General features: G+C 71.2%; 22 protein-coding genes. 14 read left to right on the top strand and 8 right to left on the bottom strand.

Features of this window, described 5'->3' with window-relative positions:
- Positions 1–7 precede the first annotated feature (7 nt).
- On the bottom strand, positions 8–2,416 hold the full coding sequence (lon, locus tag B1H19_RS27325; protein ID WP_083107391.1) for an endopeptidase La: 2,409 nt from the start codon (positions 2,414–2,416) through the stop codon (positions 8–10).
- Between the two features lie 132 nt (positions 2,417–2,548).
- Entirely contained in the window at positions 2,549–3,382 is an 834-nt protein-coding gene (locus B1H19_RS27320; protein ID WP_083107390.1) for a pentapeptide repeat-containing protein, read from the bottom strand.
- A gap of 193 nt (positions 3,383–3,575) precedes the next feature.
- Here B1H19_RS27320 and B1H19_RS27315 point away from each other — a divergent pair, with 193 nt between their 5' ends.
- Positions 3,576–4,079, top strand: a complete 504-nt coding sequence (locus B1H19_RS27315; RefSeq protein WP_203237240.1) for a YfbM family protein — start codon at positions 3,576–3,578, stop codon at positions 4,077–4,079.
- On the opposite strand, the gene B1H19_RS27310 is transcribed toward B1H19_RS27315, so the two are convergent.
- Positions 4,007–4,954, bottom strand: coding sequence for a rhomboid-like protein (locus B1H19_RS27310; RefSeq protein WP_083107388.1), 948 nt, complete (start codon positions 4,952–4,954; stop codon positions 4,007–4,009). The genes B1H19_RS27315 and B1H19_RS27310 overlap by 73 nt on opposite strands.
- 243 nt (positions 4,955–5,197) lie before the next feature.
- On the opposite strand from B1H19_RS27310, the gene B1H19_RS27305 reads away from it, so the two are divergent.
- The 8 genes from B1H19_RS27305 to B1H19_RS27270 all read left to right on the top strand — a co-directional run bounded on the left by B1H19_RS27305 (position 5,198) and on the right by B1H19_RS27270 (position 15,385).
- A complete protein-coding gene (locus B1H19_RS27305) occupies positions 5,198–5,932 on the top strand; it encodes a spermidine synthase family protein (RefSeq protein ID WP_083107387.1) in 735 nt (244 codons plus the stop codon).
- A gap of 74 nt (positions 5,933–6,006) precedes the next feature.
- Positions 6,007–6,747 (top strand): response regulator transcription factor, encoded by a 741-nt coding sequence (locus B1H19_RS27300; RefSeq protein ID WP_030065496.1) that lies wholly within the window; start codon positions 6,007–6,009, stop codon positions 6,745–6,747.
- Positions 6,744–7,865 (top strand): HAMP domain-containing sensor histidine kinase, encoded by a 1,122-nt coding sequence (locus B1H19_RS27295; RefSeq protein ID WP_083107386.1) that lies wholly within the window; start codon positions 6,744–6,746, stop codon positions 7,863–7,865. Before B1H19_RS27300 ends, B1H19_RS27295 begins: the two co-directional genes overlap by 4 nt.
- 283 nt (positions 7,866–8,148) lie before the next feature.
- Complete coding sequence (locus B1H19_RS27290; protein WP_083107385.1) at positions 8,149–11,946, top strand: multifunctional oxoglutarate decarboxylase/oxoglutarate dehydrogenase thiamine pyrophosphate-binding subunit/dihydrolipoyllysine-residue succinyltransferase subunit; 3,798 nt, start codon at positions 8,149–8,151, stop codon at positions 11,944–11,946.
- Between the two features lie 147 nt (positions 11,947–12,093).
- A complete protein-coding gene (locus B1H19_RS27285) occupies positions 12,094–12,276 on the top strand; it encodes a DUF6104 family protein (protein ID WP_083107384.1) in 183 nt (60 codons plus the stop codon).
- A gap of 169 nt (positions 12,277–12,445) precedes the next feature.
- Positions 12,446–13,288, top strand: a complete 843-nt coding sequence (locus tag B1H19_RS27280; protein ID WP_083107383.1) for a DUF4097 family beta strand repeat-containing protein — start codon at positions 12,446–12,448, stop codon at positions 13,286–13,288.
- A gap of 2 nt (positions 13,289–13,290) precedes the next feature.
- Positions 13,291–14,373, top strand: coding sequence for a PadR family transcriptional regulator (locus B1H19_RS27275; RefSeq protein ID WP_083107382.1), 1,083 nt, complete (start codon positions 13,291–13,293; stop codon positions 14,371–14,373).
- Between the two features lie 157 nt (positions 14,374–14,530).
- Positions 14,531–15,385 carry an SCO6745 family protein gene (locus tag B1H19_RS27270; protein ID WP_083107381.1) on the top strand — a complete coding sequence of 285 codons (855 nt, stop codon included), beginning with the start codon at positions 14,531–14,533 and terminating at the stop codon, positions 15,383–15,385.
- Positions 15,386–15,764: 379 nt separating this feature from the next.
- On the opposite strand, the gene B1H19_RS27265 is transcribed toward B1H19_RS27270, so the two are convergent.
- Together B1H19_RS27265 and B1H19_RS27260 are read right to left on the bottom strand one after the other, a co-directional pair.
- Positions 15,765–16,727, bottom strand: coding sequence for a zinc-binding dehydrogenase (locus B1H19_RS27265; RefSeq protein ID WP_083107380.1), 963 nt, complete (start codon positions 16,725–16,727; stop codon positions 15,765–15,767).
- 165 nt (positions 16,728–16,892) lie between these two features.
- Complete coding sequence (locus tag B1H19_RS27260; RefSeq protein ID WP_083107379.1) at positions 16,893–18,131, bottom strand: NAD(P)-dependent malic enzyme; 1,239 nt, start codon at positions 18,129–18,131, stop codon at positions 16,893–16,895.
- Positions 18,132–18,690: 559 nt separating this feature from the next.
- Between B1H19_RS27260 and B1H19_RS27255 the strand changes: the two genes are divergently transcribed.
- From B1H19_RS27255 to B1H19_RS27245, 3 genes are read left to right on the top strand one after another with little or no spacing between them, the layout of a single operon-like run.
- Complete coding sequence (locus B1H19_RS27255) at positions 18,691–19,674, top strand: ABC transporter substrate-binding protein (RefSeq protein WP_083107378.1); 984 nt, start codon at positions 18,691–18,693, stop codon at positions 19,672–19,674.
- Between the two features lie 53 nt (positions 19,675–19,727).
- Positions 19,728–20,669: an amino acid ABC transporter permease gene (locus B1H19_RS27250; protein ID WP_083107377.1), complete on the top strand. Its 942-nt coding sequence runs from the start codon at positions 19,728–19,730 to the stop codon at positions 20,667–20,669.
- Positions 20,670–20,716: 47 nt separating this feature from the next.
- The gene (locus B1H19_RS27245) at positions 20,717–21,469 is read left to right on the top strand and encodes an amino acid ABC transporter ATP-binding protein (RefSeq protein ID WP_083109908.1); all 753 of its coding nucleotides are present in this window, start codon (positions 20,717–20,719) and stop codon (positions 21,467–21,469) included.
- A 65-nt stretch (positions 21,470–21,534) separates the two neighbouring features.
- On the opposite strand, the gene B1H19_RS27240 is transcribed toward B1H19_RS27245, so the two are convergent.
- Complete coding sequence (locus B1H19_RS27240) at positions 21,535–22,296, bottom strand: class I SAM-dependent methyltransferase (protein WP_083107376.1); 762 nt, start codon at positions 22,294–22,296, stop codon at positions 21,535–21,537.
- Positions 22,297–22,401: 105 nt separating this feature from the next.
- Between B1H19_RS27240 and B1H19_RS27235 the strand changes: the two genes are divergently transcribed.
- Positions 22,402–23,028 carry a CGNR zinc finger domain-containing protein gene (locus B1H19_RS27235; RefSeq protein WP_083107375.1) on the top strand — a complete coding sequence of 209 codons (627 nt, stop codon included), beginning with the start codon at positions 22,402–22,404 and terminating at the stop codon, positions 23,026–23,028.
- Here B1H19_RS27235 and sodX read toward each other — a convergent pair.
- Positions 22,935–23,387: a nickel-type superoxide dismutase maturation protease gene (gene sodX, locus B1H19_RS27230; RefSeq protein WP_083107374.1), complete on the bottom strand. Its 453-nt coding sequence runs from the start codon at positions 23,385–23,387 to the stop codon at positions 22,935–22,937. The genes B1H19_RS27235 and sodX overlap by 94 nt on opposite strands.
- Positions 23,388–23,576: 189 nt before the next feature.
- Here sodX and sodN point away from each other — a divergent pair, with 189 nt between their 5' ends.
- Positions 23,577–23,972, top strand: a complete 396-nt coding sequence (sodN, locus tag B1H19_RS27225) for a superoxide dismutase, Ni (protein ID WP_083107373.1) — start codon at positions 23,577–23,579, stop codon at positions 23,970–23,972.
- Positions 23,973–24,175: 203 nt separating this feature from the next.
- Here sodN and B1H19_RS27220 read toward each other — a convergent pair whose 3' ends face one another.
- A complete protein-coding gene (locus B1H19_RS27220) occupies positions 24,176–25,111 on the bottom strand; it encodes an AraC family transcriptional regulator (protein WP_083107372.1) in 936 nt (311 codons plus the stop codon).
- Positions 25,112–25,186: the final 75 nt, after the last annotated feature.

The following is a 25,186-nucleotide window of genomic DNA, read 5'->3' as shown; positions in this document are numbered from 1 at the left end:
GGAGTCCTCACACCGCCAGCGGCATCCCGGGCGCGGCCCCGTTCGACGCCGGGGTCAGCGCCAGTTCCAGCACCTGGCGGACGTCCGCCACCGGGTGGACGGTGAGGTCCTGGAGGATCTCGTCGGGCACATCGTCCAGGTCCGGCTCGTTGCGCTGGGGGATGACCACCGTGGTGATCCCCGCCCGGTGCGCGGCGAGCAGCTTCTGCTTGACGCCGCCGATGGGCAGCACCCGGCCGGTGAGGGAGACCTCGCCGGTCATCGCGACGTCCGGGCGGACCTGACGGCCCGAGAGCAGGGAGGCCAGCGCGGTGGTCATGGTGATGCCGGCGCTCGGGCCGTCCTTGGGGACCGCGCCCGCCGGTACGTGCAGATGGACCCCGCGCTCCTTCAGATCGCCGACCGGCAGTTCCAGCTCCGCGCCGTGCGAGCGCAGGAAGGACAGGGCGATGTGCGCGGACTCCTTCATGACGTCGCCGAGCTGTCCGGTCAGCTGGAGGCCCGAGGCCCCCGTCTCCGGGTCGGCCAGCGACGCCTCGACGTACAGGACGTCGCCGCCCGCTCCGGTGACGGCCAGGCCGGTGACCACACCGGGCACCGCCGTCCGCCGCCCGGCCGGGTCCTGCGCCGACTCCGGGGTGTGGTGCGGCCGTCCGATCAGGGGGCGCAGCTGCTCGGCCCCGACGGTGAACGGCAGCTCCCGCTCGCCCAGTTCGTGCTGGGCCGCCACCTTGCGCAGCAGCCGGGCGATCGCCCGCTCCAGATTCCGTACGCCCGCCTCGCGGGTGTACTCGCCCGCCAGTTTGCGCAGCGCGTCGTCCTCCAGGGTCACCTCGCCGCGCTCCAGACCCGCCCGCTCCAGCTGGCGCGGCAGCAGGTGGTCGCGGGCGATGGTGACCTTCTCGTCCTCGGTGTAGCCGTCGAGGCGGACCAGCTCCATCCGGTCGAGCAGCGGCTCGGGGATGGCTTCGAGGACGTTGGCGGTGGCCAGGAAGACCACGTCGCTGAGGTCGAGTTCGACCTCCAGGTAGTGGTCGCGGAAGGTGTGGTTCTGCGCCGGGTCGAGGACTTCCAGCAGGGCGGCGGCCGGGTCGCCCCGGAAGTCGGAGCCGACCTTGTCGATCTCGTCCAGGAGGACGACCGGGTTCATGGAGCCCGCCTCCTTGAGGGCGCGGACAATTCGGCCGGGCAGTGCGCCGACGTACGTCCGCCGGTGGCCGCGGATCTCCGCCTCGTCCCGTACGCCGCCGAGCGCGACCCGGACGAAGGTGCGGCCCATGGCGCGGGCGACGGACTCCCCCAGCGAGGTCTTGCCGACGCCGGGCGGCCCGACCAGCGCGAGGACCGCCCCTCCTCGGCGGCCCCCGACCAGCCCCAGTCCGCGCTCCGAACGGCGCTTGCGCACCGCCAGATACTCGGTGATGCGCTCCTTGACGTCCTCCAGCCCTGCGTGGTCCGCGTCCAGGACCTCCTTGGCGCCGGCGATGTCGTAGGCGTCCTCGGTGCGTTCGTTCCAGGGCAGTTCGAGGACGGTGTCCAGCCAGGTGCGGATCCAGGAGCCCTCGGGGCTCTGGTCGCTGGCGCGCTCCAGTTTGTCGACCTCCTTGAGGGCGGCCGTGCGGACGTCCTCGGGGAGGTCGGCGGCCTCGACACGGGCGCGGTAGTCGTCGCCCTCGTCCCCGGGCTCGCCGTTCAGCTCGGCGAGCTCCTTGCGCACCGCCTCCAGCTGCCGCCGCAGCAGGAATTCCCGCTGCTGTTTGTCGACGCCCTCCTGGACGTCCTTGGCGATGGACTCGGCGACGTCCTGCTCGGCCAGATGGGCGCGCAGGGCCTCGGTCGCGGTCCGCAGGCGGGCGACCGGATCGGCGGTCTCCAGCAGGCCGACCTTCTGCTGGAGGGTCAGGAACGGCAGATAGCCGGCGTTGTCGGCAAGGGTGGAGAGGTCGTCGATGCCCTGGACGCGGTCGACGACCTGCCAGGCACCGCGCTTCTTGAGCCAGTTGGTGGCCAGGGCCTTGTACTCGGTCACGAGGTCGGTGACGGCGCCCGGCAGCGGGGAGGGCACGTCCTCGGCGACGGTGGTCCCCTCCACCCACAGTGCGGCGCCGGGGCCGGTGGTGCCGGAACCGATGCGCACCCGGCCCAGGCCCCGGATCAGCGCGCCCGGGTCGCCGTCGGACAGCCGTCCGACCTGCTCGATCCGGCCGAGCGTGCCGATCGCCGTGTACGTCCCGTCAACCCGGGGCACCAGCAGCACCTTCGGCTTGGCGCCCGAGCCCGCGGCGGCCTGGGCGGCCTCCACGGCCGCCCGCACCTCCGCGTCGGACAGGTCCAAGGGCACCACCATGCCGGGCAGGACGACCTCGTCATCGAGGGGCAGCACGGGCAGAGTGAGCGATGTGGGCGTCGATGCCATGATCTCCCCTTCGGCAAGCAAGTTGAGCTGTACTCACTCAATGCGGAGGGGTGGGGAGATGTTCCCCGAAGCGTGTTCGCTGTGAGCGATCGGAGACGGCGCCCCGGGCCTCGGGGCCGCGCTCGGGGGCCGCTACCAGTGCGCGGGCCGGGTCAGCCCGGCCGGCAGCCGGGTGGCCGCATCGCCGCGGGCCGCGTTCAGCTGGGCCTGGGTCAGGAAGAAGCCGCCGGTGAGGTCGGCGCCGGAGAGATCCGCGTCGCGCAGATCGGCGCCGATCAGATCGGCCGTGCGCAGATCGGCGCCCCGGAGGTCGGCGGCGATCAGACAGGCCCCGCGCAGGCTCGCGCCCCGCAGCGCGGCGCCCTTCAGCCGCGCCCCGAAGAGGTCCGCACCGCGCCGGTCCTTCTTCCTGCCCGGCACCGCGGCGCGTACGCGCTCGCTCGCCCGCAGCAGCAGCGCGTTGACCTCGTCCCGGTGGGCGGGGACGTCCAGCGCGAGGAGCTCGTCCGGGGTGCCCCGGGTGAGGCGTTCGGTCGTCTCCAGGGCGGCCCGCAGCGCGGGGTGCACGGGGCGGGCGTCCGGCAGCGCCAGCGCCTCGGCGAGGTACCACAGGAGCTCGTGCAGCTGCCGCATGACGGGGAAGACGTCGAACATCTGCCGGGCCGTGCCCGGGGCCCGGCGCCAGTCCTGCCCGTCGAAGGTGACCTGCGAGACCTTCTGACCGGCCCCGAAGCAGTCGAAGACCGTGCAGCCGGAGAAGCCGCGCTCGCGCAGTTCCCCGTGGATCCCGCAGCGGAAGTCCGCCCGGAGGTTCCGGCAGGGCCGCCCCGCCTCCTTGTCCACGGCGAAGTCCGACGAGGCGGCGAACGGCAGCGCCACACAGCACAGTCCGAAACAGCTGCCGCAGTCGGACAGCAGGTTCAGTTCGGCGTGGCCCGGGGCGGGGCGGTCGTCGGCGCGGGACACGGCGGGTCGGCTCCTGGTGCGGAAAGGGGGTGGCTGGAGTGGCCATTGTCCCAGGAGGCGGCCGCCGCCCGCGCGGCTTTACGGCCGTGCGCGGGCGGGCCGTACGCACCCGCCTCCGTGCGCGGACGGGCCGTACCCGCCCTCCCCGCCGCGCGCCCCGCCGTTGTCAGTGGCGGCCTCTAGCATCCGGAACATGAGCATGATCGGAGAGTACGCACGGGTCACGGCCGCCGAGCTCGACCGGGCCGTCCGCGATCCCGAAGGGGCGCTGAAGCTGGTCACGGGCTGGATGGAGGAGGAGGCGGACACCCTCCCGCCGGCCGCCGAGGCGCGGTGCCTGGACATCGACAAGAGCTGGGACGCCCTCGGCTTCCTGCTGCGCCGTACGGGCTTCCCGGTGGACGTGGTGCACGGCGAGGAGGCCATACCGGGCGCCGACGACTGGGGGTACGGACCGCCGCGCTGCCTGACGCCCGAGCGGGTGGCGGCCGCCGCCGAGGCGATGGCGGAGCTGACCGGTGAGCAACTCACCGCCGGCGCCCATCCGGCCGATCTGGCGGCGGCCGAGGTCTATCCGGTGATCGTCTGGGAGCGCGGCGAATCCCTGGACTATGTGCGCCACCACTACGACGAGCTGCGGGCGTTCTTCCGGGCGGCGGCGGACCAGAGGGAGGGGATGCTGATCTGGCTCGGCTGAGCAGGCGGGCCGCCGCGGGCCGCGTGCCAGCGGCGCAGTGCGGGCCAAGCCGCCACGCCCAGCGACAGGGACAGCAGATGGCCCCAGTCGGTCATCGGGTCGGTGTAGGCGATCAGTCCGGTGACGGCCTGTTGGAAGGCGAAGGCGAGCAGCGGCCAGCGGCACCACGCCGGGAGCACTCCGGCGAGGGCGCCGAGGCAGGTCATCACGCCGAAGCTGATGCCGTAGTCGAGGCGGACCAGGGAGCTGTCGGGCAGACCGCCGGCGGCGACGGTGAAGCCGACGGGGAGTTCGGTGGCCAGCGTGGCCAGGGCGTGCCCGCAGAAGAAGACGGCCGCGGTGCGCAGGGCGCCGATCCGGCGTTCCAGGGCGGTCAGGGTGAAGAGGAAGGCGATGGCGAAGCCGGAGGTCAGACCGCCCGCGATCCACAGCGCGGAGGCGCACAGCACCAGGAGCGGGGCCTGTGCCAGGTGGACGATGTCGGTGCTGGAGCCGCGGAGCAGCTGGTCGACGAGGACGGGGTCGGCGTGGTCGGCGAAGAGTGAGGTGGCGGTGAGCAGGAGGGCGTAGCCGAAGGTGAAGGGGGTGCCGGTGGGGGTGGGCAGCAGCCGCCAGGGCCGCACCTGCCATGCCCGCAGCCGCCGGGCCATCAGCCGCCGGGCCGCCACGGGCCGGGGGCCGGGCCGCCCGGCAGTCGGCACCTCGGCCGGTGGCGCATCGACCAGGGGCGCCTCGGCCGCAGGCGCGGGGAGCGACGAGCCCCCGCGCTGCCGCGGCACCCCGGAAAGGGTGCCCGGCCCTGCGGCGCCCGGCCGCAGGGCACCCGCCCGTGTGCTGTCGGCCGATGTGCCATCGGCGGTGTCCACCCAGCTCATGACCCGGGCCCCCTTCCGTCCAGGGCGTGTTGTCGTCCCGGACTGCCTCGCCGTCCCGGACTCCGTTGGCGACCACCCTGCACGCTCAACCCATGAGTCAGCTGTGGACGTGAGATGCCTCACAGAGATCAACCTTTATGAGATACACCACGTCAGCGGCGTCATATCCGGTTCGGGGACGGAGCCGCCCCGGTCCCCGAAAGGAGTTGGACCCCTGCGGCCCGTGTCGCCCAGGATGGCCGCATGGCTCCCGTACTTCCGCCCCATCAGACGGCCGGCCTCCAGGAGGCCGTGCCCCCGCGCACCCTCGACCGCCGCGAGGGCCCGTACGGAGAGGTGGTGCTGCGGCAGCGGGGCGGCACGGACGGGGCGCCCGCGGTCTACGAGATCATCGCCAACGGCTGCTTCCTGATGGACACTTCCGACGGCCGCTCCGAACGGCTGCTGATGGACGCCGCACTGGCGGAGCTGCCGGCCGGACGGGAGCGACCCTCCGTGCTCATCGGCGGCCTGGGCGTCGGCTTCTCGCTGGCACGCGCCGCGGCCGAGCCGCGCTGGGGCCGGATCGCCGTCGTCGAGCGCGAGGAGGCGGTCATCGACTGGCACCGCAGCGGCCCCCTGTCGGCCGTCTCGGCCAAAGCCCTGGCCGATTCCCGTACCGAGATCGTGCACACCGACCTGGTGGCCCATCTGCGCGCCCCCGGGGACGGGCGCTACGACGCGCTCTGCCTGGACATCGACAACGGCCCCGACTGGACCGTCACCGACGACAACTCCGGCCTGTACTCGCCCGCCGGCCTGGCCGCCTGCCACCGGGCGCTGACACCGGGCGGAGCGCTCGCCGTCTGGTCCGCGCAGCCGTCGCCCGCGTTCGAGCAAACCCTGCGAAATGCCGGATTCCATGGGGTGCGTACGGAAGAGATCCCCGTTGCCCGGGGTGTCCCCGACGTGGTGCATCTCGCGCGCAAGGGCGCGTAGCCGACAGTCACGGCATGGCTTTACGCTGCTGCCCAGCACAAGGCGACCACGCAGGGGCAATGCAGGGGCGGGCGATGGACCAGACTCAGACAACGCAGGGCGGCGCCGCCGCGGCCACGCCGGGTGCCCAGCGCCGGGTGCTGGTCGTGGAGGACGACCCGACGATCGTCGAAGCCATCGCGGCCCGGCTGCGCGCCGAGGGCTTCCAGGTGCAGACGGCCACCGACGGCCCGGCCGCCGTGGAGACCGCCGAGGCCTGGCAGCCCGATCTGCTGGTCCTGGACGTGATGCTGCCGGGCTTCGACGGCCTGGAGGTGTGCCGCCGGGTCCAGGCCCAGCGGCCGGTGCCGGTGATGATGCTCACGGCCCGCGACGACGAGACCGACATGCTGGTCGGCCTCGGGGTCGGTGCCGACGACTACATGACCAAACCGTTCTCGATGCGCGAGCTGGCCGCCCGGGTGCATGTCCTGCTGCGCCGCGTCGAGCGCGCCGCACTGGCCGCGCACACCCCGCGCAGCGGCATCCTGCGCCTGGGCGAGCTGGAGATCGACCACGCCCAGCGCCGGGTGCGGGTGCGCGGCGCGGACGTCCATCTGACCCCGACCGAGTTCGATCTGCTGGTCTGCCTGGCGAACACCCCGCGTGCGGTGCTCTCCCGCGAGCAGCTGCTGGCCGAGGTGTGGGACTGGGCGGACGCCTCCGGGACCCGCACGGTCGACAGCCACATCAAGGCGCTGCGCCGCAAGATCGGCGCCGAGCGCATCCGTACGGTCCACGGCGTCGGCTACGCCCTGGAGACCCCGGCCGCATGAGACGGCGCCGCGCGTGGCGGACGTCCACCCAGGAGCTCTGGCAGCGGTTCTGGGAGGCGCTGCGACCGCTGGACCCCTACCGCTCCGTCAAGGCGGCGCTCGGTGCGCTGGTCATCGTCTCGGTGATCATCACCACCCTGCTGGTGTTCATGGCGATCGCCTCGGCCACCGAGCTGCGGGTGATCACGGTCTTCTCGATCATCGCCTCGCTGCTGGTGACCCAGTTCGTGGCGAACAGCCTGACCGCGCCGCTCGGCGAGATGACCGATGTCACCCAGTCGATGGCGCACGGTGACTATTCGCGGCGGGTGCGCTCCGGACGCCGCGACGAGTTCGGCGATCTGGCGAACGCCTTCAACCGGATGGCGGCCGATCTGGAGGCGGTGGACACCCACCGCAAGGAACTGGTCGCCAATGTCTCCCACGAGCTGCGCACCCCCATCGCCGCGCTGCGCGCCGTCCTGGAGAACGTCGTCGACGGGGTCAGCGAGCCGGATCCGGAGACCATGCGCACGGCGCTCAAGCAGTGCGAGCGGCTGGGCCGGCTGGTCGAGCAGCTGCTGGACCTGTCCCGGCTGGACAACGGCGTGGTGCCGCTGCACACCCGCCGCTTCGAGGTGTGGCCTTATCTGTCGGGGGTGCTCAAGGAGGCCAATATGAGCCGGGGCGCCTCGACGCTGGCCGGCTCGGGCACCCACACCCGTACGGACGTCCATCTGCATCTGGACGTCTCACCGCCGGAGCTGACCGCGCACGCCGATGCCGAGCGGCTCCACCAGGTCGTGGCGAATCTCATCGACAACGCGATCAAGCACAGCCCGCGCCACGGCCGGGTCACCGTGCACGCCCGGCGCGGGGAGGCGCCCGGGAGCCTGGAGCTGGAGGTGCAGGACGAGGGCCCCGGGATTCCGGAGTCCGAGCGCTACCGGGTCTTCGAGCGGTTCAACCGCGGCGGTCCGGGCACGTCCGGTCCGGGGACCGACGGCGGTACGGGGCTGGGCCTGGCCATCGCCCGCTGGGCGGTGGATCTGCACGGCGGACGGATCGGAGTGGCCGAATCCCCACGTGGCTGCCGGATCCGCGTCACCCTTCCGGGGCTGGAGTCGTCGCGAAACTGACGGCCGCCGGTCACCGCTGACGTAGGGTCGGTGGTGGGCGCACCCGTCCGGGGCTCATTACGGGCCCGGCCGGGCCTCCGTACCGGGGGCGCGACGGGGGTGAGCGCTACCCGCACGCGGGTAAACCTCGTGTGTTTCCCGCCAAGTCATGCGCTGAAACCCTCCGGGGAATGTGACGTGCACGACGAGTGGCCCTCTCAGACTGCACCGAAGGTCACAACAGGCGTAGCCTTTATTCCCGCTGTCCACCACCTTTAGGAAGCGGAAGAGGGCGGTTGCCGCCGTGTCGCTACAGTCCCCCAACAGTGCGAGCATCTCGACTGACCAAGAGGGGCAGGGCAAGAACCCTGCTGCCGCGTTCGGTCCGAATGAGTGGCTCGTCGACGAGATCTACCAGCAGTACCTCCAGGACCCGAACTCGGTAGACCGAGCCTGGTGGGACTTCTTCGCCGACTACAAGCCGGGCGGTGCCACCGCTCCGGGCCAGTCGGCGGAGGGCTCCTCCCCCGCCGCGGCCGCCCCGGCCCCGTCGGTCCCGGCTGCGCCGGCCGCCCCCGCGGCCCCGCCGGCCCCGGCCGAGAAGCCGGTGACCCCGGCCGCTCCGGCCGCGGCCGAGAAGCCGGCCGCGAAGGCCCCCGCGGCCCCGGCCAAGCCGGCCGAGAAGCCCGCCGCCAAGCCCGCGGCCACGACGGACGCGAAGGCGGCCCCCGAGGGCGGCCCCGAGTTCGTCACCCTGCGCGGCCCGTCCGCCGCCGTCGCGAAGAACATGAGCGCCTCCCTGGAGCTGCCGACGGCCACGTCCGTGCGCGCGGTCCCGGTGAAGCTGCTGTTCGACAACCGCATCGTCATCAACAACCACCTCAAGCGCGCCCGCGGCGGGAAGGTCTCCTTCACGCACCTGATCGGGTACGCGATGGTGCAGGCCCTCAAGGCCATGCCGTCGATGAACAACTCGTTCGCGGTCAAGGACGGCAAGCCGACCCTGGTCAAGCCCCCGCACATCAACCTCGGTCTGGCCATCGACCTGGTCAAGGCCAAGGGGGAGCGCCAGCTGGTCGTCGCGGCCATCAAGAAGGCCGAGACGATGACCTTCTTCGAGTTCTGGCAGGCCTACGAGGACATCGTCCGCCGGGCGCGCGACAACAAGCTGACGATGGACGACTTCACCGGAGTCACCGCGTCGCTGACCAACCCGGGCGGCATCGGCACCGTGCACTCCGTGCCGCGTCTGATGCCCGGCCAGTCCATGATCATGGGCGTCGGCTCGATGGACTACCCCGCCGAGTTCCAGGGCACCTCGCAGGACGCCCTGAACAAGATGGGCGTCTCCAAGGTCATGACGCTGACCAGCACCTATGACCACCGCGTGATCCAGGGCGCCGCCTCCGGCGAATTCCTGCGGATCATGAGCCAGCTGCTGCTCGGTGACAACGGGTTCTTCGACGACATCTTCAAGTCGCTGCGGATCCCCTACGAGCCGGTCCGCTGGATGCGCGACATCGACGTCTCCCACGACGACGACGTCACCAAGGCCGCCCGGGTCTTCGACCTGATCCACTCCTACCGGGTGCGCGGCCACGTCATGGCCGACACCGACCCGCTGGAGTACCGCCAGCGCAAGCACCCCGACCTCGACATCATCGAGCACGGCCTGACCCTGTGGGACCTGGAGCGCGAGTTCGCGGTCGGCGGGTTCTCGGGCAAGTCGATGATGAAGCTGCGCGACATCCTGGGCGTGCTGCGCGACTCGTACTGCCGCACCACCGGCATCGAGTTCATGCACATCCAGGACCCCAAGCAGCGCAAGTGGATCCAGGACCGCGTCGAGCGCACCCACAAGGGCCCCGAGCGCGACGAGCAGCTGCGCATCCTGCGCCGGCTGAACTCCGCCGAGGCGTTCGAGACGTTCCTGCAGACCAAGTACGTCGGCCAGAAGCGCTTCTCGCTGGAGGGCGGCGAGTCCGTCATCCCGCTGCTGGACGCGGTCATCGACTCCGCGGCCGAGTCGCGCCTGGACGAGGTCGTCATCGGCATGGCCCACCGCGGCCGGCTGAACGTCCTGGCGAACATCGTCGGCAAGTCGTACGCGCAGATCTTCCGCGAGTTCGAGGGCAACCTCGACCCGAAGTCGATGCACGGCTCCGGCGACGTGAAGTACCACCTGGGCGCCGAGGGCACCTTCACGGGCCTGGACGGTGAGCAGATCAAGGTCTCGCTGACCGCCAACCCCTCCCACCTGGAGGCCGTGGACCCGGTCGTCGAGGGTGTCGCCCGCGCCAAGCAGGACATCATCGGCAAGGGCGGTACGGACTTCACCGTCCTGCCGATCCAGCTGCACGGTGACGCGGCGTTCGCCGGCCAGGGTGTGGTCGCCGAGACGCTGAACATGTCCCAGCTGCGCGGCTACCGCACCGGCGGCACGGTGCACGTCGTCATCAACAACCAGGTCGGCTTCACCGCCGCCCCGGAGTCGTCCCGCTCCTCCATGTACGCCACGGACGTGGCCCGCATGATCGAGGCGCCGATCTTCCACGTCAACGGCGACGACCCCGAGGCCGTCGTCCGCGTCGCCCGCCTCGCGTTCGAGTTCCGCCAGGCGTTCAACAAGGACGTGGTCATCGACCTGATCTGCTACCGCCGCCGCGGTCACAACGAGTCGGACAACCCGGCCTTCACCCAGCCGCTGATGTACGACCTGATCGACAAGAAGCGCTCGGTGCGCAAGCTGTACACCGAGTCGCTGATCGGCCGGGGCGACATCACCCTCGAAGAGGCGGAGCAGGCGCTCCAGGACTTCCAGGGCCAGCTGGAGAAGGTCTTCACCGAGGTCCGGGACGCCACGACGACCCCGGCCGTGCCCGAGGTGCCGCAGCCCAAGGCCGAGTTCCCGGTCTTCGTGGACACGTCGATCTCCCAGGAGGTCGTCAAGCGGATCGCCGAGTCGCAGGTCAACATCCCCGAGCGGGTCACCGTTCACCCGCGTCTGCTGCCGCAGCTCCAGCGCCGCGCGGCCCAGGTCGAGGACGACACCATCGACTGGGGCATGGGCGAGACCCTCGCCATCGGTTCGCTGCTGATGGAGGGCACCCCGGTCCGGCTCGCCGGCCAGGACTCCCGCCGCGGCACGTTCGGCCAGCGCCATGCGGTGCTGATCGACCGCGTGACCGGCGAGGACTACACCCCGCTGCTCTACCTCTCCGAGGACCAGGCCCGCTACAACGTCTACGACTCGCTGCTGAGCGAATACGCGGCGATGGGCTTCGAGTACGGCTACTCGCTGGCCCGCCCGGAGGCGCTGGTCATGTGGGAGGCGCAGTTCGGTGACTTCGTCAACGGCGCGCAGACCATCGTCGACGAGTTCATCTCCTCGGCGGAGCAGAAGTGGGGCCAGACCTCCGGCGTCACCCTGCTGCTGCCGCACGGTTACGAGGGCCAGGGCCCGGACCACTCCTCGGCCCGGATCGAGCGCTTCCTCCAGCTGTGCGCGCAGAACAACATGACCGTCGCGATGCCGACGCTCCCCTCCAACTACTTCCACCTGCTGCGCTGGCAGGTGCACAACCCGCACCACAAGCCGCTGGTCGTCTTCACCCCGAAGTCGATGCTGCGGCTCAAGGCGGCGGCGTCGAAGGCGGAGGAGTTCACCTCGGGCGGTTTCCGTCCGGTCATCGGCGACTCGACGGTGAAGCCCGAGGACGTCCGCAAGATCGTCTTCTGCTCCGGCAAGCTCTACTACGACCTGGAGGCGGAGCGGGAGAAGCGCGGCGCGCAGGACACCGCGATCGTGCGGCTGGAGCGGCTCTACCCGCTGCCCGGCAAGGAACTCCAGGCGGAGATCGCCAAGTTCCCGAACGCCGAGAAGTACCTGTGGGCCCAGGAGGAGCCGGCGAACCAGGGTGCCTGGCCGTTCCTCGGTCTCAACCTGATCGATGCCCTGGACCTGGCGGTCGGCGCCGACGTCCCGCACGGTGAGCGCCTGCGCCGCATCTCGCGGCCGCACGGCTCCTCGCCGGCGGTCGGTTCCGCCAAGCGGCACCAGGCCGAGCAGGCGCAGCTGGTGGCGGAGGTCTTCGACGCGTAGGCGTCACCCCGCTCGCAGTACGGCCGAAGGGCCCGTTCCCACACCGGTGGGGGCGGGCCCTTCGGCCCGCGGGCCTGCCTATCCTGGCCGGGACGTCCCCTGATTCCGTAGGGCCCCTGACCCTGTATGACCCCTGGTGGAGAGCGCGTGTATTTCACTGACCGTGGCATCGAGGAGCTGGAGAACCGGCGCGGCGAGGAGGAGGTCACCCTGGGCTGGGTGGCCGATCAGCTGCGCACCTTCGTCGATCTGAACCCGGACTTCGAGGTCCCGGTGGAGCGCCTGGCGACCTGGCTGGCGCGGCTGGACGACGAGGACGACGACGAGTGAACGCGGGCCCCGGCCGAGTGAGGCCGGGGCCCGCTCCGTATACCCCCTCGTCCCCCTCGCGATCCCCTCCCTTGACTTCACCCTACCGCGATATATCGTGTCTACCGAAGACACGATATGTTGCGTTGCACGGCTGCCCGTGTGCGCGCCTATGCAGGGGAGGCCCGGTATGTCAGCCCGGTCCGAGTGGTCGGTCTCCGCACCACGCACGCTGGAGTTCACCGAGCCGGTCAGAGCCCTGAACGTGCGCACGGCCGGCGGCACCGTGAATGTCGTGGGCACCTCGGACGGCGGCCCGCCTCGCCTGGAGGTCAGCGAGATCGACGGGGAGCCGCTGACCGTCTCGTACGACGGCGGCACGCTCACCGTCGCCTACGAGGACCTCCCCTGGAAGGGCTTCCTGAAGTTCTTCGACCGCACCGCCTGGCGCCGCCGGGCCGTGGTCTCGGTGACCGTCCCGGCGGACACCCGCGTCGAGGTCGGTGTGGTCGGCGCGAGCGCGGTGGTCTCCGGCATCTCGGGACGTACGGACCTGCGCGGCGTCTCCGGCGGCTGCACCCTCGTCGGGCTGACCGGTGCGGTGCGGGCGGACACCGTCTCGGGCGCCGTCGAGGCCCAGGGCGTCACCGGCGAGCTGCGCTTCCACACCGTCTCGGGCGATCTGACGGTGATCGACGGCGGCGGCGCCGGGGTGCGCGCCGATTCCGTCAGCGGCGATATGACCCTGGATCTGGACCGTATCGCCACGGAGGCGGACATCCAGCTGACGACCGTCTCCGGCGAGATCGCCATCCGGCTGCCCGACCCGGCCGACGCCCATGTGTCGGTCAACACCACGACCGGCTCGGTCGCCAACGCCTTCGACGATCTGCGGGTCAGCGGCTGGGGCCCGCGGCAGATCACCGGCACGCTGGGCGCGGGCGGCGGCACGCTGCGGGCCTCCACGATCTCGGGCGGGCTGGCGCTGCTGCGCCGCCCCGCGTTCGAGGACACCGGGAAGAAGGTGCTCTGAGCATGCCCCCCGTCTTCGCCCATGGCCGCCTGCGCCTGTACCTCCTCAAGGTGCTCGACGAGGCCCCGCGGCACGGCTACGAGATCATCCGTCTCCTGGAGGAACGCTTCCAGGGCCTGTACGCACCGTCGGCCGGCACCGTCTACCCGCGGCTGGCCAAGCTGGAGGCCGAGGGCCTGGTCACCCATGCCACCGAGGGAGGCCGCAAGGTCTACTCCCTCACCGACGCCGGCCGCGCCGAACTGGCCGACCGCGGCGGCGAGTTGGCCGATCTGGAACTGGAGATCCGCGAGTCGGTCGCCGCACTGGCCTCCGACATCCGCGAGGACGTGAGCGGTTCGGCGCGGGATCTGCGCCGCGAGATGCGGGAGGCCGCGCGGCAGGCCCGGGCGGGGGCGCGCGAGCCCCGGACGCCGGGCGGCCCGGACGCGGGCGGCGGGCAGGCGCCCCCCGGTCCCGCCGACGGCGCGTTCGGCGACAAGGAATCCTGGCGGCAGGCCAGGGAGGAGTTCCGGCGCGCCAAGGAGGAGTGGCGGGAACAGGCCCGCCGCGCCAAGGAGGAGAGCCGCCGCGCCCGGCAGGATGCGCAGCGCGCCCGTAAGCAGGCCAGAGACGCGCAGGCGTATGCCCGCGAGGAGGTCCAGCAGGTCCTGCGGCGGGTCCAGGAGCAGGCCCAGGAGCACGTGCGGTCCGGGGACTGGTCGGGCGCGGTACGCGAGGCGCTGTCCGAGGTCTCCCGCGAGGTCGGCCGCTTCACCGGGGCCGGGCGGTACGACGGCGAGGGGGACGCCGACGCCGCGGCCAAGTCCGGTGCAAGCACCGGCTCCACCGGAGCGGCCGACGCCGCGCCCTCTGCTGCGGCCCCCGAGTGGGCGGGCGAGCCGGGGACCGGCGATCCGGCGCGCGACTTCGACCGCCTGCTGGACCGCTTCCGCGACGATCTGCGCGATGCGGCCCGCGACCACGGCGTCACGGCCGACCAACTCCGGGAGTCCCGCAGTCAGTTGTCCACGGCGGCCGCCCGGATCGGCGCGCTGCTGCGCGGTGCGGAGCGCTCCGGGCCGCCGACGGGCCCGGAGGCGTAGGGGCGAAGACGGGGCCCATCACCCAGAGTTAGTTATCTCGCTCGGGATTCACGGCGCGTAATCGGGGAATTCCTTTCATCGCATAGTCCTCGCGCATTCGCCGTCCACGGCCCCCTCCCCCTGTCCGTTCGCATCGTGAAGGCCCAGAGGTACAGCGATGTCGGATTACCTTTCGGTCGCCCGCCGGATGTGGCATCAGATCGATCCGCTGCACGCCACGCTCTACTTCGCCCCCGAGGCCCGCCAGGTGGCCGCGGACCTCGGTTATGACGTCGCCTCGCGCTGGCCCAGCTATTTCGCCTGGCGTACGGCGCCGCTGGGCGCCGCCGGGCCGGCGCTGGTGGCCGCGACGCACTACAGCCTCAGCCCGCGGCTGATCGCCCGTCATGTCCCGGCGATCTGGACCACCGCCGACCCGGCCAAGGTGCTGGACGCGCGGCTGCTGGCCATGGACCGCGCGCTACGGGCCCTGATCGGCGACCGGCTGACCGGCGGCCAGCTGACCGAGGCGGCCCGGCTGGCCCGCCAGGCCGCCGAGAACGCCGGGATCGCGGCCCGCCCGCTGGCCGCCGCCAACCGCGATCTGCCCTGGCCCGACGCACCGCATCTGGTGCTCTGGCAGGCCGCGACGGTGCTGCGCGAACACCGCAGCGACGGCCATCTGACGGCGCTGCTGACCTTTGGTCTCGACCCGTGCGAGGCGCTGGTGTCGTTCGCCGCGATCGGCGCCGCGCCGGACGCCGACTTCGCGGGGCGCGGCTGGAGCGCCCAGGAGTGGAGCGAGGCCCGCCACCGCCTCGTCGCCCGCGGCAGCATCACGCCGGACGGCGCCGCCACCGACCGCGGCCGCCAGGAACGCCAGGCCATCGAGCAGCTGACGGACCGTCTGGCCGCCGGCCCCTGGCGCGCCCTCGGCCACTGCCGCGCGGAACGCCTCGCGCATCTGCTCCATCCCGTTCGCGGCATATTGCCTGTCCGCTGCGCTTTGCCTGGGCCCCACGTTGTCGGCTGACCCACCGTAGGGGTTTGCCGCCGTTGCGCCTGCCCGTCCGCTGCGCTTTGCCTGGGCCGACGTTCTGGCTCTCCCCCCGTTGCGCCTGCGGCGGGCTGTGCCTCCCCCAGCTAACGCTGGGAGGTGCCCCCAGCGCGGGGCTGTCCGGCAGCGGCACCGGACCTACACGGCTCCGCCGCTACGGCCCGGCACCTCCCCGTTGGGGGTGGAAAAGGACGGTGGGGGTGGACCACCGCCTTTCCTCTCTCCCCGTCGGGAGGGGCCGCACCGGAGGACGAAGTCCGCAGGGGCGGCACCGCGGCCGACAAACAACCCCAGCCCGCCGCAGGCGCAACGGCGAGAAGACGCGCGGCGCCGCAGACAAAAACGTGAGAAACCCCTAGACCGTAAGGACAACCTTCCCGAACAGCTCCCCCTCCGCCATCTTCGCGAAGCCCTCGCGCGCCCGGTCCAGCGGCAGCGTCGAGTCGATGACGGGGCGGATGCCCTTGGCGGCGCAGAAGTTGAGCAGAGCGGCCAGTTCCTCCTTGGTGCCCATCGTGGAGCCGACGATCTTCAGCTCCAGGAAGAAGATCCGGTTGAGCTCGCCGCTCTTGGGGGTGAAGCCGCTGGTGGCGCCGGAGATGACGAGGGTGCCGCCGGGGCGCAGGGACTTGACGGAGTGGGACCAAGTGGCGGCGCCGACCGTCTCGATGACCGCGTCGACCCGCTGCGGCAGCCGCTCGCCGGAGGCGAACACCGCCTCGGCGCCCAGTTCCAGGGCGCGCTTGCGCTTGGCCTCGTCGCGGCTGGTGGCGAAGACCCGCAGGCCCGCCGCGGCGCCGAGGACGATCGCGGCGGTGGCCACGCCGCCGCCCGCGCCCTGGACCAGGACGCTGTCGCCGGGCCGTACGCCGCCGTTGGTGAAGAGCATCCGGTACGCGGTCAGCCAGGCGGTGGGCAGACAGGCGGCCTCCTCGAAGGAGAGCTCCTTCGGCTTGGGCAGCACGTTCCAGGTGGGGACGGTGACCTGTTCGGCGAAGGTGCCCTGGTAGCGCTCGGTGAGGATGGAGCGGGGCTCGCCGGGGCCGACGCCGTGGCCGGTCTGGCCGATGACGGAGTGCAGGACGACCTCGTTGCCGTCCGCGTCCAGGCCGGCGGCGTCGCAGCCGAGGATCATCGGCAGCGTGTCCTCGGTGATGCCCACCCCGCGCAGCGTCCACAGGTCGTGGTGGTTGAGGGAGGCGGCCTTGACGGTGACGGTGGTCCAGCCGGGACGGGCCTGCGGGGCGGGGCGGTCGCCCAGTTCGAGGCCGTTGAGGGGCTGGTCGCGGTCGATGCGCGCGGCGTAGGCAGCAAACATGATCCCAACGTAGAGCGCGGGCGGGCGGCGCGGTAGCGCGTACGGGTGTGACACGCACCGCGTCCGCGCGGTCACCGGGCGGGCCGGACCCCGTACGGAAACGGGCCGGGCCCGCACCCATGACAGGTGCGAGCCCGGCCCGTTGGCGTCCGTGCGCCCGTCCGGTCAGCGGCGGGCGACGCCCTCCGCGCGGGCGGCGGCCGCGACGGCGGCGGTGACCGCCGGCGCGACGCGCTCGTCGAACGGGGAGGGGATCACCTTGTCCGCGCTGAGCTCGTCGGCGACGACGGCGGCGAGCGCCTCGGCGGCGGCGAGCTTCATGCCCTCGGTGATCTGCGAGGCGCGCACCTGCATGGCGCCCGCGAAGATGCCGGGGAAGGCCAGCACGTTGTTGATCTGGTTCGGGTAGTCGCTGCGGCCGGTGGCGACCACGGCCGCGTACTTGTGCGCGACGTCCGGGTGGATCTCCGGGGTGGGGTTGGCCATCGCGAAGACGAACGAGTTCTTCGCCATCTTCGCCACCGCCGCCTCCGGGACCGTGCCGCCGGAGACGCCGATGAAGACATCGGCCCCGTCCAGCGCGTCCTCCAGCGATCCGGTCAGCTTCGCCTTGTTGGTGAAGCCGGCCAGCTCGCGCTTGACGTCGGTCAGATCGCCGCGGTCGGCGGAGACGATGCCCTTGCGGTCGCAGACCGCGACATCGCCGATACCGGCCTCGATGAGGATCTTGGCGATGGCGACACCGGCCGCACCGGCGCCGGAGATGACCGCGCGCAGCTGACCGAGTGCACGGTCGGTCAGCTTGGCGGCGTTGCGCAGCGCGGCGAGGGTGACGACGGCGGTGCCGTGCTGGTCGTCGTGGAAGACCGGGATGTCGAGGCGCTCCTTGAGCCTGGCCTCGATCTCGAAGCACCGCGGGGCGGAGATGTCCTCCAGGTTGACGCCGCCGAAGGAGGGCGCCAGCCGCACGACGGTGTCCACGATCTCGTCGGTGTCGGTGGTGGCGAGCGCGATCGGGACCGCGTCCACGCCGCCGAACTGCTTGAAGAGGATGGCCTTGCCCTCCATCACGGGAAGGGAGGCCTCCGGGCCGATGTCGCCCAGGCCCAGCACCGCGGTGCCGTCCGTGACGACGGCCACGACCTGGGACTTCCAGGTGTAGTCGTGCACGAGCTCGGGATGCTCGGCGATTGCGCTGCACACCTTGGCGACGCCGGGTGTGTACGCGAGGGACAAGTCGTCCTTGTCGCGGACCGGCACGGTCGCCTGGACGGCCATCTTGCCGCCGCGGTGGAGCGCAAAGGCCGGATCGAAGAAGCCTTCGTCCGTACTGCCCGAAACGCCGTCCGAACCGGCGTCCGCGCCCGTGCTGTCGCTGCGAGGATTGACGATCTCCGCTGCCACTGTGTTCCAACCCCTTATTTCTTCGTACATCAGTTGAGGGTGTCCACTCCCTGGTCGAGGGGTGGGCGGGCACCGCGTCCGGTCCCTGCTCGGCGGATGGCCGCCGTGCGGGGGGAGGTCGGACGCCGGGCGCGCCGCACACGCGCCCTGAGCCCCGGATGAGGGGTGTAACGAACCTTTCTACCGGACGGGCGCGGGCGCCGACGAGTCAGATTCATTACCCTCCGGTAGTGAGAACCGACATTAGCGGCGAAACATATAAAGACGCCGAAGTGCCACCCGGATGCGTCCGGATCCCGAGACGCCCAGGTGAGACGGGTTGCGGACGGACGCAGCGCCCGAACCCGTTCACTCCCCCGTCATCCGGGTCATACGGAGGACCGCCCCGTCCGTTATCCGATTTTGACCTGACCGACAGTCCGAATACCGGAGCCGGATGGAAAGATCCGACGCAACCCGAGGTCGCTTGGCAACGGTGTGTGTCCGGCCCCTGCCGTTCCGGCCCCGTTCGCCGGAGACTTGTCCGTACCCGGACTCCGACATCCGCAGGAGGATCAGCATGACCGCAGGTACCAGCCGTCGCCCGGCCGCCGGCAGGTCGCGTACGGCGCGTACGGCCATGGCCTCGGTGGCCGCGGTCGTCGCCTCGATGCTGGTGCTCAGCGCCTGTGGCGACCAGACCAACGAGGCCATCGCCCGCCGCGAGGCGCAGAAGCACCGCAATGTGCATGCCCCGCTGTTCAAGATGCTGCCCAAGGACGTCCAGGACAAGGGCTTCCTCCAGGTCGGCTCGGACATGACGTACAAGCCGGTGGAGTTCCGTACCAACGGGCAGATCGCGGGCATCGACCCGGATCTGGCGCGGGCGATGGAGAAGACGCTGGGCATCAAGCTCAACTTCAACAACGCCACCTTCGACACCCTCATGGGCGGTCTGAAGTCCCAGCGGTACGACATCGCGATGTCGGCGATGACGGACACCAAGGACCGCCAGGAGGGCATCGACTCCACCACCGGCAAGAAGATCGGCGCGGGCGTCGACTTCGTCGACTACCTCAATGTCGGTGTCTCGCTCTACACCCAGAAGGGCAAGACCCAGGGCATCGACGGCTGGGACACGATGTGCGGCAAGAAGCTCGCCGTACAGCGCGGCACGGTCTCGCACGATCTGGCCAACGCCAAGTCCAAGGCATGCCAGAAGAGCGGCTCGCAGCCCATCTCCATCGAGGCGTTCGACAACGACTCCGAGGCCCAGACCCGGCTGCGCACCGGCGGCGTGGACGCGGTCTCCAGCGACTATCCGGTCGCCGCCTACGCCGTGAACGTCTCCGGCGGCGGCAAGGACTTCCAGATGGTCGGCGGCGCGCCGCTCAAGGCCGCCCCGTACGGCATCGCGGTCCCCAAGGGCCAGGCCAAGCTGCGGGACGCGCTCAAGGCCGCGGTGGAACTCACGATCAAGAACGGCTCGTACGCCGAGGTCCTCAAGAAGTGGGACGTCAAGGACGCCGCGGTCAAGGAAGTACAGCTCAACGGCGGCTCCTGAGCCCCGGCCGCGCCTGCTCGCACCTTCCCGCCACACGCTGAAAGGCCACACCCGTGTCAGTTGACGTCGACCAGTCGACCCAGCCGCCGGCGGACTCCCCGCCTCCGCACCCCGAGCCCATCAAAGCCATTCCGGTCCGGCATTACGGACGCTGGGTCGCGGCCGTCGTCGTCCTCGGGCTCGTCGCCCTGCTGTTCCGCGCGTTCGCCTCCGGGGACGTCAACTGGAACGCCATCCCCCAGTACATGTTCAACGCGGACATCCTCAAGGGCCTGCGCAACACCCTGCTGATCACCGTGCTGTCGATGATCATCGGCATCGTGGGCGGTGTGATCCTGGCCGTGATGCGCCAGTCCAAGAACCCGGTGACCTCCACCGTCGCGTGGTTCTACATCTGGTTCTTCCGCGGAACGCCGGTCTACGTCCAGCTGTTCCTGTGGTTCAACCTCGGCCTGGTCTTCCACTACATCGACATCATGCCGATCTACAAGGACGAGTGGTCGGACTTCATGACCCCGTTCCTGTGCGCGCTGCTGGGCCTGGGCCTGAACGAGGCCGCGTACATGGCGGAGATCTGCCGCGCCGGTCTGAACGCGGTCGACGAGGGCCAGACCGAGGCGGCGCACGCGCTGGGCATGAGCCACGGCCGGACGCTGCGCCGGATCATCGTGCCGCAGGCGATGCGGGTGATCGTGCCGCCGACCGGCAACGAGGTCATCAACATGCTGAAGACCTCCTCGCTGGTGATCGCCGTCCAGTACTACGACCTGCTCCAGGCCGCGCAGAACGTCGGACGCGACTCGGGTGTCGTCGTGGAGATGCTGATCCTCGCCGCCGCCTGGTACCTGATCGCCACGACCGTCCTGAGCATCGGCCAGTACTACCTGGAGCGCTACTACGCCCGCGGCTCCAGCCGCCAGCTGCCGCCCACCCCGCTCCAGCGCATCAGGGCGCGGCTGGGCGGCGGCTTCCAGCGCCCCGGAGGTGCCGCATGACCGACAAGACCACGACGAGCAGGGCCGCGGGCACCAGCGGCGGCCCCATGGTCAAGGCCGAGGGCGTGCACAAGTCCTTCGGTGCGGCCCACATCCTCAAGGGCATCGACCTGGAGGTCGCGCCCCGGGAGGTCTTCTGTCTGATCGGCCCGTCCGGTTCGGGCAAGTCGACGTTCCTGCGGTGCATCAACCACCTGGAGAAGATCAACGCCGGCCGGCTGTCGGTCGACGGCGAACTGGTCGGCTACCGCGAGCACAAGGGCAAGCTCTACGAGCTGCGCGACAAGGAGGTCGCCGCCCGCCGCCGCGACATCGGCATGGTCTTCCAGCGCTTCAACCTCTTCCCGCACATGACGGCGATCGAGAACGTCATGGAGGCGCCGGTCCAGGTCAAGGGCGAGTCCAAGGCGAACGCCCGGGAGCGCGCGGCCACAATGCTGGACCGGGTGGGCCTGGCCGACAAGGCCGGCAACTACCCCTCGCAGCTCTCCGGCGGCCAGCAGCAGCGGGTGGCCATCGCCCGCGCCCTGGCCATGGAGCCCAAGCTGATGCTCTTCGACGAGCCGACCTCGGCCCTCGACCCGGAGCTGGTCGGCGACGTCCTGGACGTGATGAAGGACCTGGCCGCCGACGGGATGACGATGATCGTCGTCACCCACGAGATGGGCTTCGCCCGGGAGGTCGGCGATTCGCTGGTCTTCATGGACGACGGCGTGGTGGTCGAGTCCGGGCATCCGCGCGAGGTGCTCGCCAATCCCCAGCACGAGCGGACGAAGTCGTTCCTGTCGAAGGTGCTGTAGCGCTGCGGCGCGGGGCCGCTGTGGCGCTCTCCGGCCGGAGAGCGCCACAGCGGGTTTCCGTGGCCCTACTTCAGCGCCAGCACCAGTGCGTCCGAGGGCGACGCCCAGACCGTCCGGGCCTCCGCGAAGCCGGCGGCGCGCAGCGCCTGGGCATGCCAGTGCGCCGACGGGGTGTCCCCGTCGGCGTGCTCGCCGTATATCGCGAAGCGCTCGGCGGTCGGCCCGGCCAGCAGCGGGTCGGCGGCGGCCAGCTGCCACCACTCGGCCCAGTCCACCGCGCCGGCCGCCTTCGCCTCGTCCATGCGCGCATGCCGGAGGGCCCGCTCGGCGGCGTTGATCCGCGGGGTGGCCTCGTCGGGCATATGGTCGGCGTTCATGAAGACCCCGCCGTCGCGGACCAGGGTGGCCAGCTGCCCGTACAGCGTCCGCAGGTCATCGGCGTACAGCCAGTGCAGGGCGGTGGCCGTCAGCACCGCGTCGTAGGAGTCGTACGGCAGCTTCGTGCGCCACTGCGGGTCCTTGAGGTCGGCCCGTGTGAAGCGGACCCGGGGCTCGTCGGCGAAGTACCCTTCCGCGATGGCCAGCAGCGCGGGATCCAGATCCACCCCCACACTCTCGGCCTGCGGGAACCTCCGCAGCAGCCGGTCGGAGATACTGCCCGTGCCGCAGGCCAGGTCCAGCACCCGCGGAGCCGGACCCGCCACCGCCTCCACCATGTCGAGCATCACCCGGAACCGCTCCTCGCGGTCGGGGAGGTACCACTCCTGCTGCCGGTCCCAACTGGTCTGCCAGCCCTGCCAGTCGGCCCCGGCGATGGTCTCGGTCATTCCCGTCCCTCCAGCCCGTACTACCCTGGTAATACCCAGCTAGCCGCAAAGCCTCTTACAGGAGGCGCGCACCCGCACCTTATTCCCATGCCGTAAGGACTACAAGTGGAACTGGCCTATTACTCGGATTTCGCCGTGCGACTGGTCAACACCGAGCAGCCCGAGCGCGGCGGCGACAGCCTGACCACGGTCGAGGCGGTCCGGGAGCTGTTCGGCCCCGCGCAGCAGTCCGCCCGGCGGGCGACGGACAGCGACGTCACCCGGCTGCGGACGGTCCGCGCCCGGCTGCGCGCCGTCTTCGAGGCCGCCGACACCGGCGACGAGGTGCGGGCCGTGGACCTGCTCAACGCCCTGATGATGGAGTTCCCGGTCAGCCCGCAGATCTCCGGGCACGAATTCCGCGACGACGACGGGCGTCCCAACTGGCACATGCACATCGCCGACCATGCCGCCAACGCCACCGCGAGCTACACCGCGACGGCCTGCATGGGCCTGGCGTTCCATCTGACCGAACTCGGCGTCGACCGGCTGGGCATCTGCGAGGCCAAACCGTGCCGCAACGCCTACCTCGACACCTCCACCAACCGCTCCCGGCGCTACTGCTCCGACCGCTGCGCCACCCGCGCCAACGTCGCCGCCTACCGCGCCCGCAAACGCCGCGAAAGCGAACGCTCCGAGGGCAGCGGCCGCACCGCCGAGACCGCCCAGGACAGCGCGGCCGCCGGGGAGTGAATCCCGCGGGGCGGCCGCACCCGCAGCCAGGCGCGGGCGATGACCAATTCGTCCGGGACCACCCCGAATTCCCGGCTGTCGTTCTCGACGTACGGATTGTCCCCGCGCACCCACCACCCGCCGTCCCGCCGCTCCACCGCGCGCTTGACGATCAGCAGGTCCTGACGGAACGGATGCCGCAGCACCACCACCGCGCCCGGCCGCACCACGGCGCCGTACTGCACCACCAACTGGTCGCCCGGCCGCAGGGTGGGCACCATCGACGGGTTGTAGACCTCGGCGAGCCCGAACGCCCGCAGCAACCCGCCGGACGCGCCCTGTTCCCGCCCCGGCCCGCGCTCCTGCACCCGCTCCGGCATCCCGTACCTCCCGGCCTCGCCCCGGTCCGTCCGGGGGCGCCCCCGTCTCGCTTCGCTCACCGGTCCATCCTCCATCAGCCCCGGCGCGACACTGGACTTTTGCCCTAAGACCCCCGGGGCGCCCGAGAAAAGCCTTCCCGCACCGAGTAATCTCGCACGTGAGAAGACGATCACGAGGAAGGACTGAACATGCTTTCCCGCCTGTTCGCCCCCAAGGTCAAGGTCAGCGCCCACTGCGACCTGCCCTGCGGCGTGTACGACCCGGCCCAGGCCCGCATCGAGGCCGAGTCGGTCAAGGCCGTCCAGGAGAAGTACCAGGCCAACGAGGACGCGGACTTCCGCGCCCGCGCGATCCTCATCAAGGAGCAGCGCGCCGAGCTGGCCAAGCACCACGTCTCGGTGCTGTGGAGCGACTACTTCAAGCCCCCGCACTTCGAGAAGTACCCGCAGCTGCACCAGCTGGTCAACGACACCCTCAAGGCCCTGAGCGCCGCCAAGGGTTCCAACGACCCGAAGACCGGCGAGAAGGCCCTGGAGCTCATCGCCGAGATCGACCGGATCTTCTGGGAGACCAAGAAGGCCTGAGCCTTGTCTGGGCGGTCTGACCTGCACGTTCTCCGGTCGCTTCGCCTAGCTGCCCGCACCCGGCCCGCATGCCGCCGATCACGGCGGTCGTGACGGTCCGGGTGCGGTCTTCTTTGTGCTCGAAGGTTCCGGTGTGTGCGGGAAAGCATCTGTTTGTGTGTGAAGGCGCCCGGCGACGCCATGCGTTGGGCCCGGGGGGGGCGTCACGCGGCGGCGCGTGCCTGGCGTCGGTACATTCCCGGGGCGAGCCCGAACTCCCGCTTGAACGCCTTGGCGAAGGCGAACTCCGACCCGTATCCCGTCCGTGCCGCCACCTTCGTCAGCGGTGCGTCGGACTCCTGCAACAACCGCGCGGCGGTCGTCATCCGCCAGCGGGTCAGATAGGCCATCGGCGGCTCGCCGACCAGCGCGTTGAAGCGGCGGGCGAAGGCCGCGCGGGACAGGCCGGAGCGGGCGGCCAGGGACTCCACGGTCCACTGCGTCGCGGGGGTCCGGTGGATCGCCGCCAGTGCGGGGGCGACCGCGGCGTCGCTCAGGGCGGCGGCCCAGCCCTGCGCGGTATCGGCGGGCTGGTCGTCCAGCCAGGCGCGCAGGATGTAGAGCAGCAGCGAGTCGATCAGACTCGGCACGATGCCTTCGGAGCCGATGCGCGGATTGTCCAGCTCGGCGCCCAGCAGCTGGACGGCGGCGCTGAGTTCGGGGTGGCGGCCGTGCCGGGTGGGCAGGTGGATGATCTCGGGCAGCCGCATCACCAGGGGGTGCGGACGGCCCTGATCCAGATGGTAGTTGCCGCACAGCAGACTGGTGCGCGGCCCGTCACCGCCCAGCGAGAGGGAGCCGATGGGCATATCGTCGCCGAGCTCGTACTGCTCGGGGCGGGGCACCTCGGCCGGAGTCGAGGGGTGGTCGGCGAGGACGTGGCCGCGGCCGTCGCGGACGAAGATCACGTCGCCGGGGGCGAGCGGGATCGGCGGGGTGTCGTCCAACGGGACGAGCCAGCACGTTCCGTGGAGCACCACATGGAAGCCCGCGCCCGCGACCGGCGGCAGCCGCAGCCCCCACGGCGCGCGGCCGTCGGTACGGACGGACGCCGGGCTGCCGGTGCGCATGGAGGCCAGCGCCTCGGTAAGGATGTCCATCGCCGTTCCCCTCTTCGGTGACGAAACGATACGGGCCGCCCCCGCGGAGGAGGGCGGCCGGTATCCGCAGCGGGC

This window comes from Streptomyces gilvosporeus (assembly GCF_002082195.1).
Taxonomy (GTDB): Bacteria; Actinomycetota; Actinomycetes; order Streptomycetales; family Streptomycetaceae; genus Streptomyces; species Streptomyces gilvosporeus.
Note: the sequence above shows the minus strand (reverse complement) of the source record. Positions and strands in the feature narration are given on the sequence as shown.

Excerpts from the sequence above, each read along its gene's own strand:
- B1H19_RS27280 (WP_083107383.1), top strand. The coding sequence starts at position 12,446 with ATGTCAGCCCGGTCCGAGTGGTCGGTCTCCGCACCACGCACGCTGGAG.
- B1H19_RS27310 (WP_083107388.1), bottom strand. The coding sequence starts at position 4,954 with ATGAGCTGGGTGGACACCGCCGATGGCACATCGGCCGACAGCACACGG.
- lon (WP_083107391.1), bottom strand. The coding sequence starts at position 2,416 with ATGGCATCGACGCCCACATCGCTCACTCTGCCCGTGCTGCCCCTCGAT.
- B1H19_RS27275 (WP_083107382.1), top strand. The coding sequence starts at position 13,291 with ATGCCCCCCGTCTTCGCCCATGGCCGCCTGCGCCTGTACCTCCTCAAG.
- B1H19_RS27220 (WP_083107372.1), bottom strand. The coding sequence starts at position 25,111 with ATGGACATCCTTACCGAGGCGCTGGCCTCCATGCGCACCGGCAGCCCG.
- B1H19_RS27270 (WP_083107381.1), top strand. The coding sequence starts at position 14,531 with ATGTCGGATTACCTTTCGGTCGCCCGCCGGATGTGGCATCAGATCGAT.
- B1H19_RS27305 (WP_083107387.1), top strand. The coding sequence starts at position 5,198 with ATGGCTCCCGTACTTCCGCCCCATCAGACGGCCGGCCTCCAGGAGGCC.
- B1H19_RS27265 (WP_083107380.1), bottom strand. The coding sequence starts at position 16,727 with ATGTTTGCTGCCTACGCCGCGCGCATCGACCGCGACCAGCCCCTCAAC.
- sodN (WP_083107373.1), top strand. The coding sequence starts at position 23,577 with ATGCTTTCCCGCCTGTTCGCCCCCAAGGTCAAGGTCAGCGCCCACTGC.
- sodX (WP_083107374.1), bottom strand. The coding sequence starts at position 23,387 with ATGCCGGAGCGGGTGCAGGAGCGCGGGCCGGGGCGGGAACAGGGCGCG.
- B1H19_RS27255 (WP_083107378.1), top strand. The coding sequence starts at position 18,691 with ATGACCGCAGGTACCAGCCGTCGCCCGGCCGCCGGCAGGTCGCGTACG.
- B1H19_RS27245 (WP_083109908.1), top strand. The coding sequence starts at position 20,717 with ATGGTCAAGGCCGAGGGCGTGCACAAGTCCTTCGGTGCGGCCCACATC.
- B1H19_RS27315 (WP_203237240.1), top strand. The coding sequence starts at position 3,576 with ATGAGCATGATCGGAGAGTACGCACGGGTCACGGCCGCCGAGCTCGAC.
- B1H19_RS27240 (WP_083107376.1), bottom strand. The coding sequence starts at position 22,296 with ATGACCGAGACCATCGCCGGGGCCGACTGGCAGGGCTGGCAGACCAGT.
- B1H19_RS27295 (WP_083107386.1), top strand. The coding sequence starts at position 6,744 with ATGAGACGGCGCCGCGCGTGGCGGACGTCCACCCAGGAGCTCTGGCAG.
- B1H19_RS27300 (WP_030065496.1), top strand. The coding sequence starts at position 6,007 with ATGGACCAGACTCAGACAACGCAGGGCGGCGCCGCCGCGGCCACGCCG.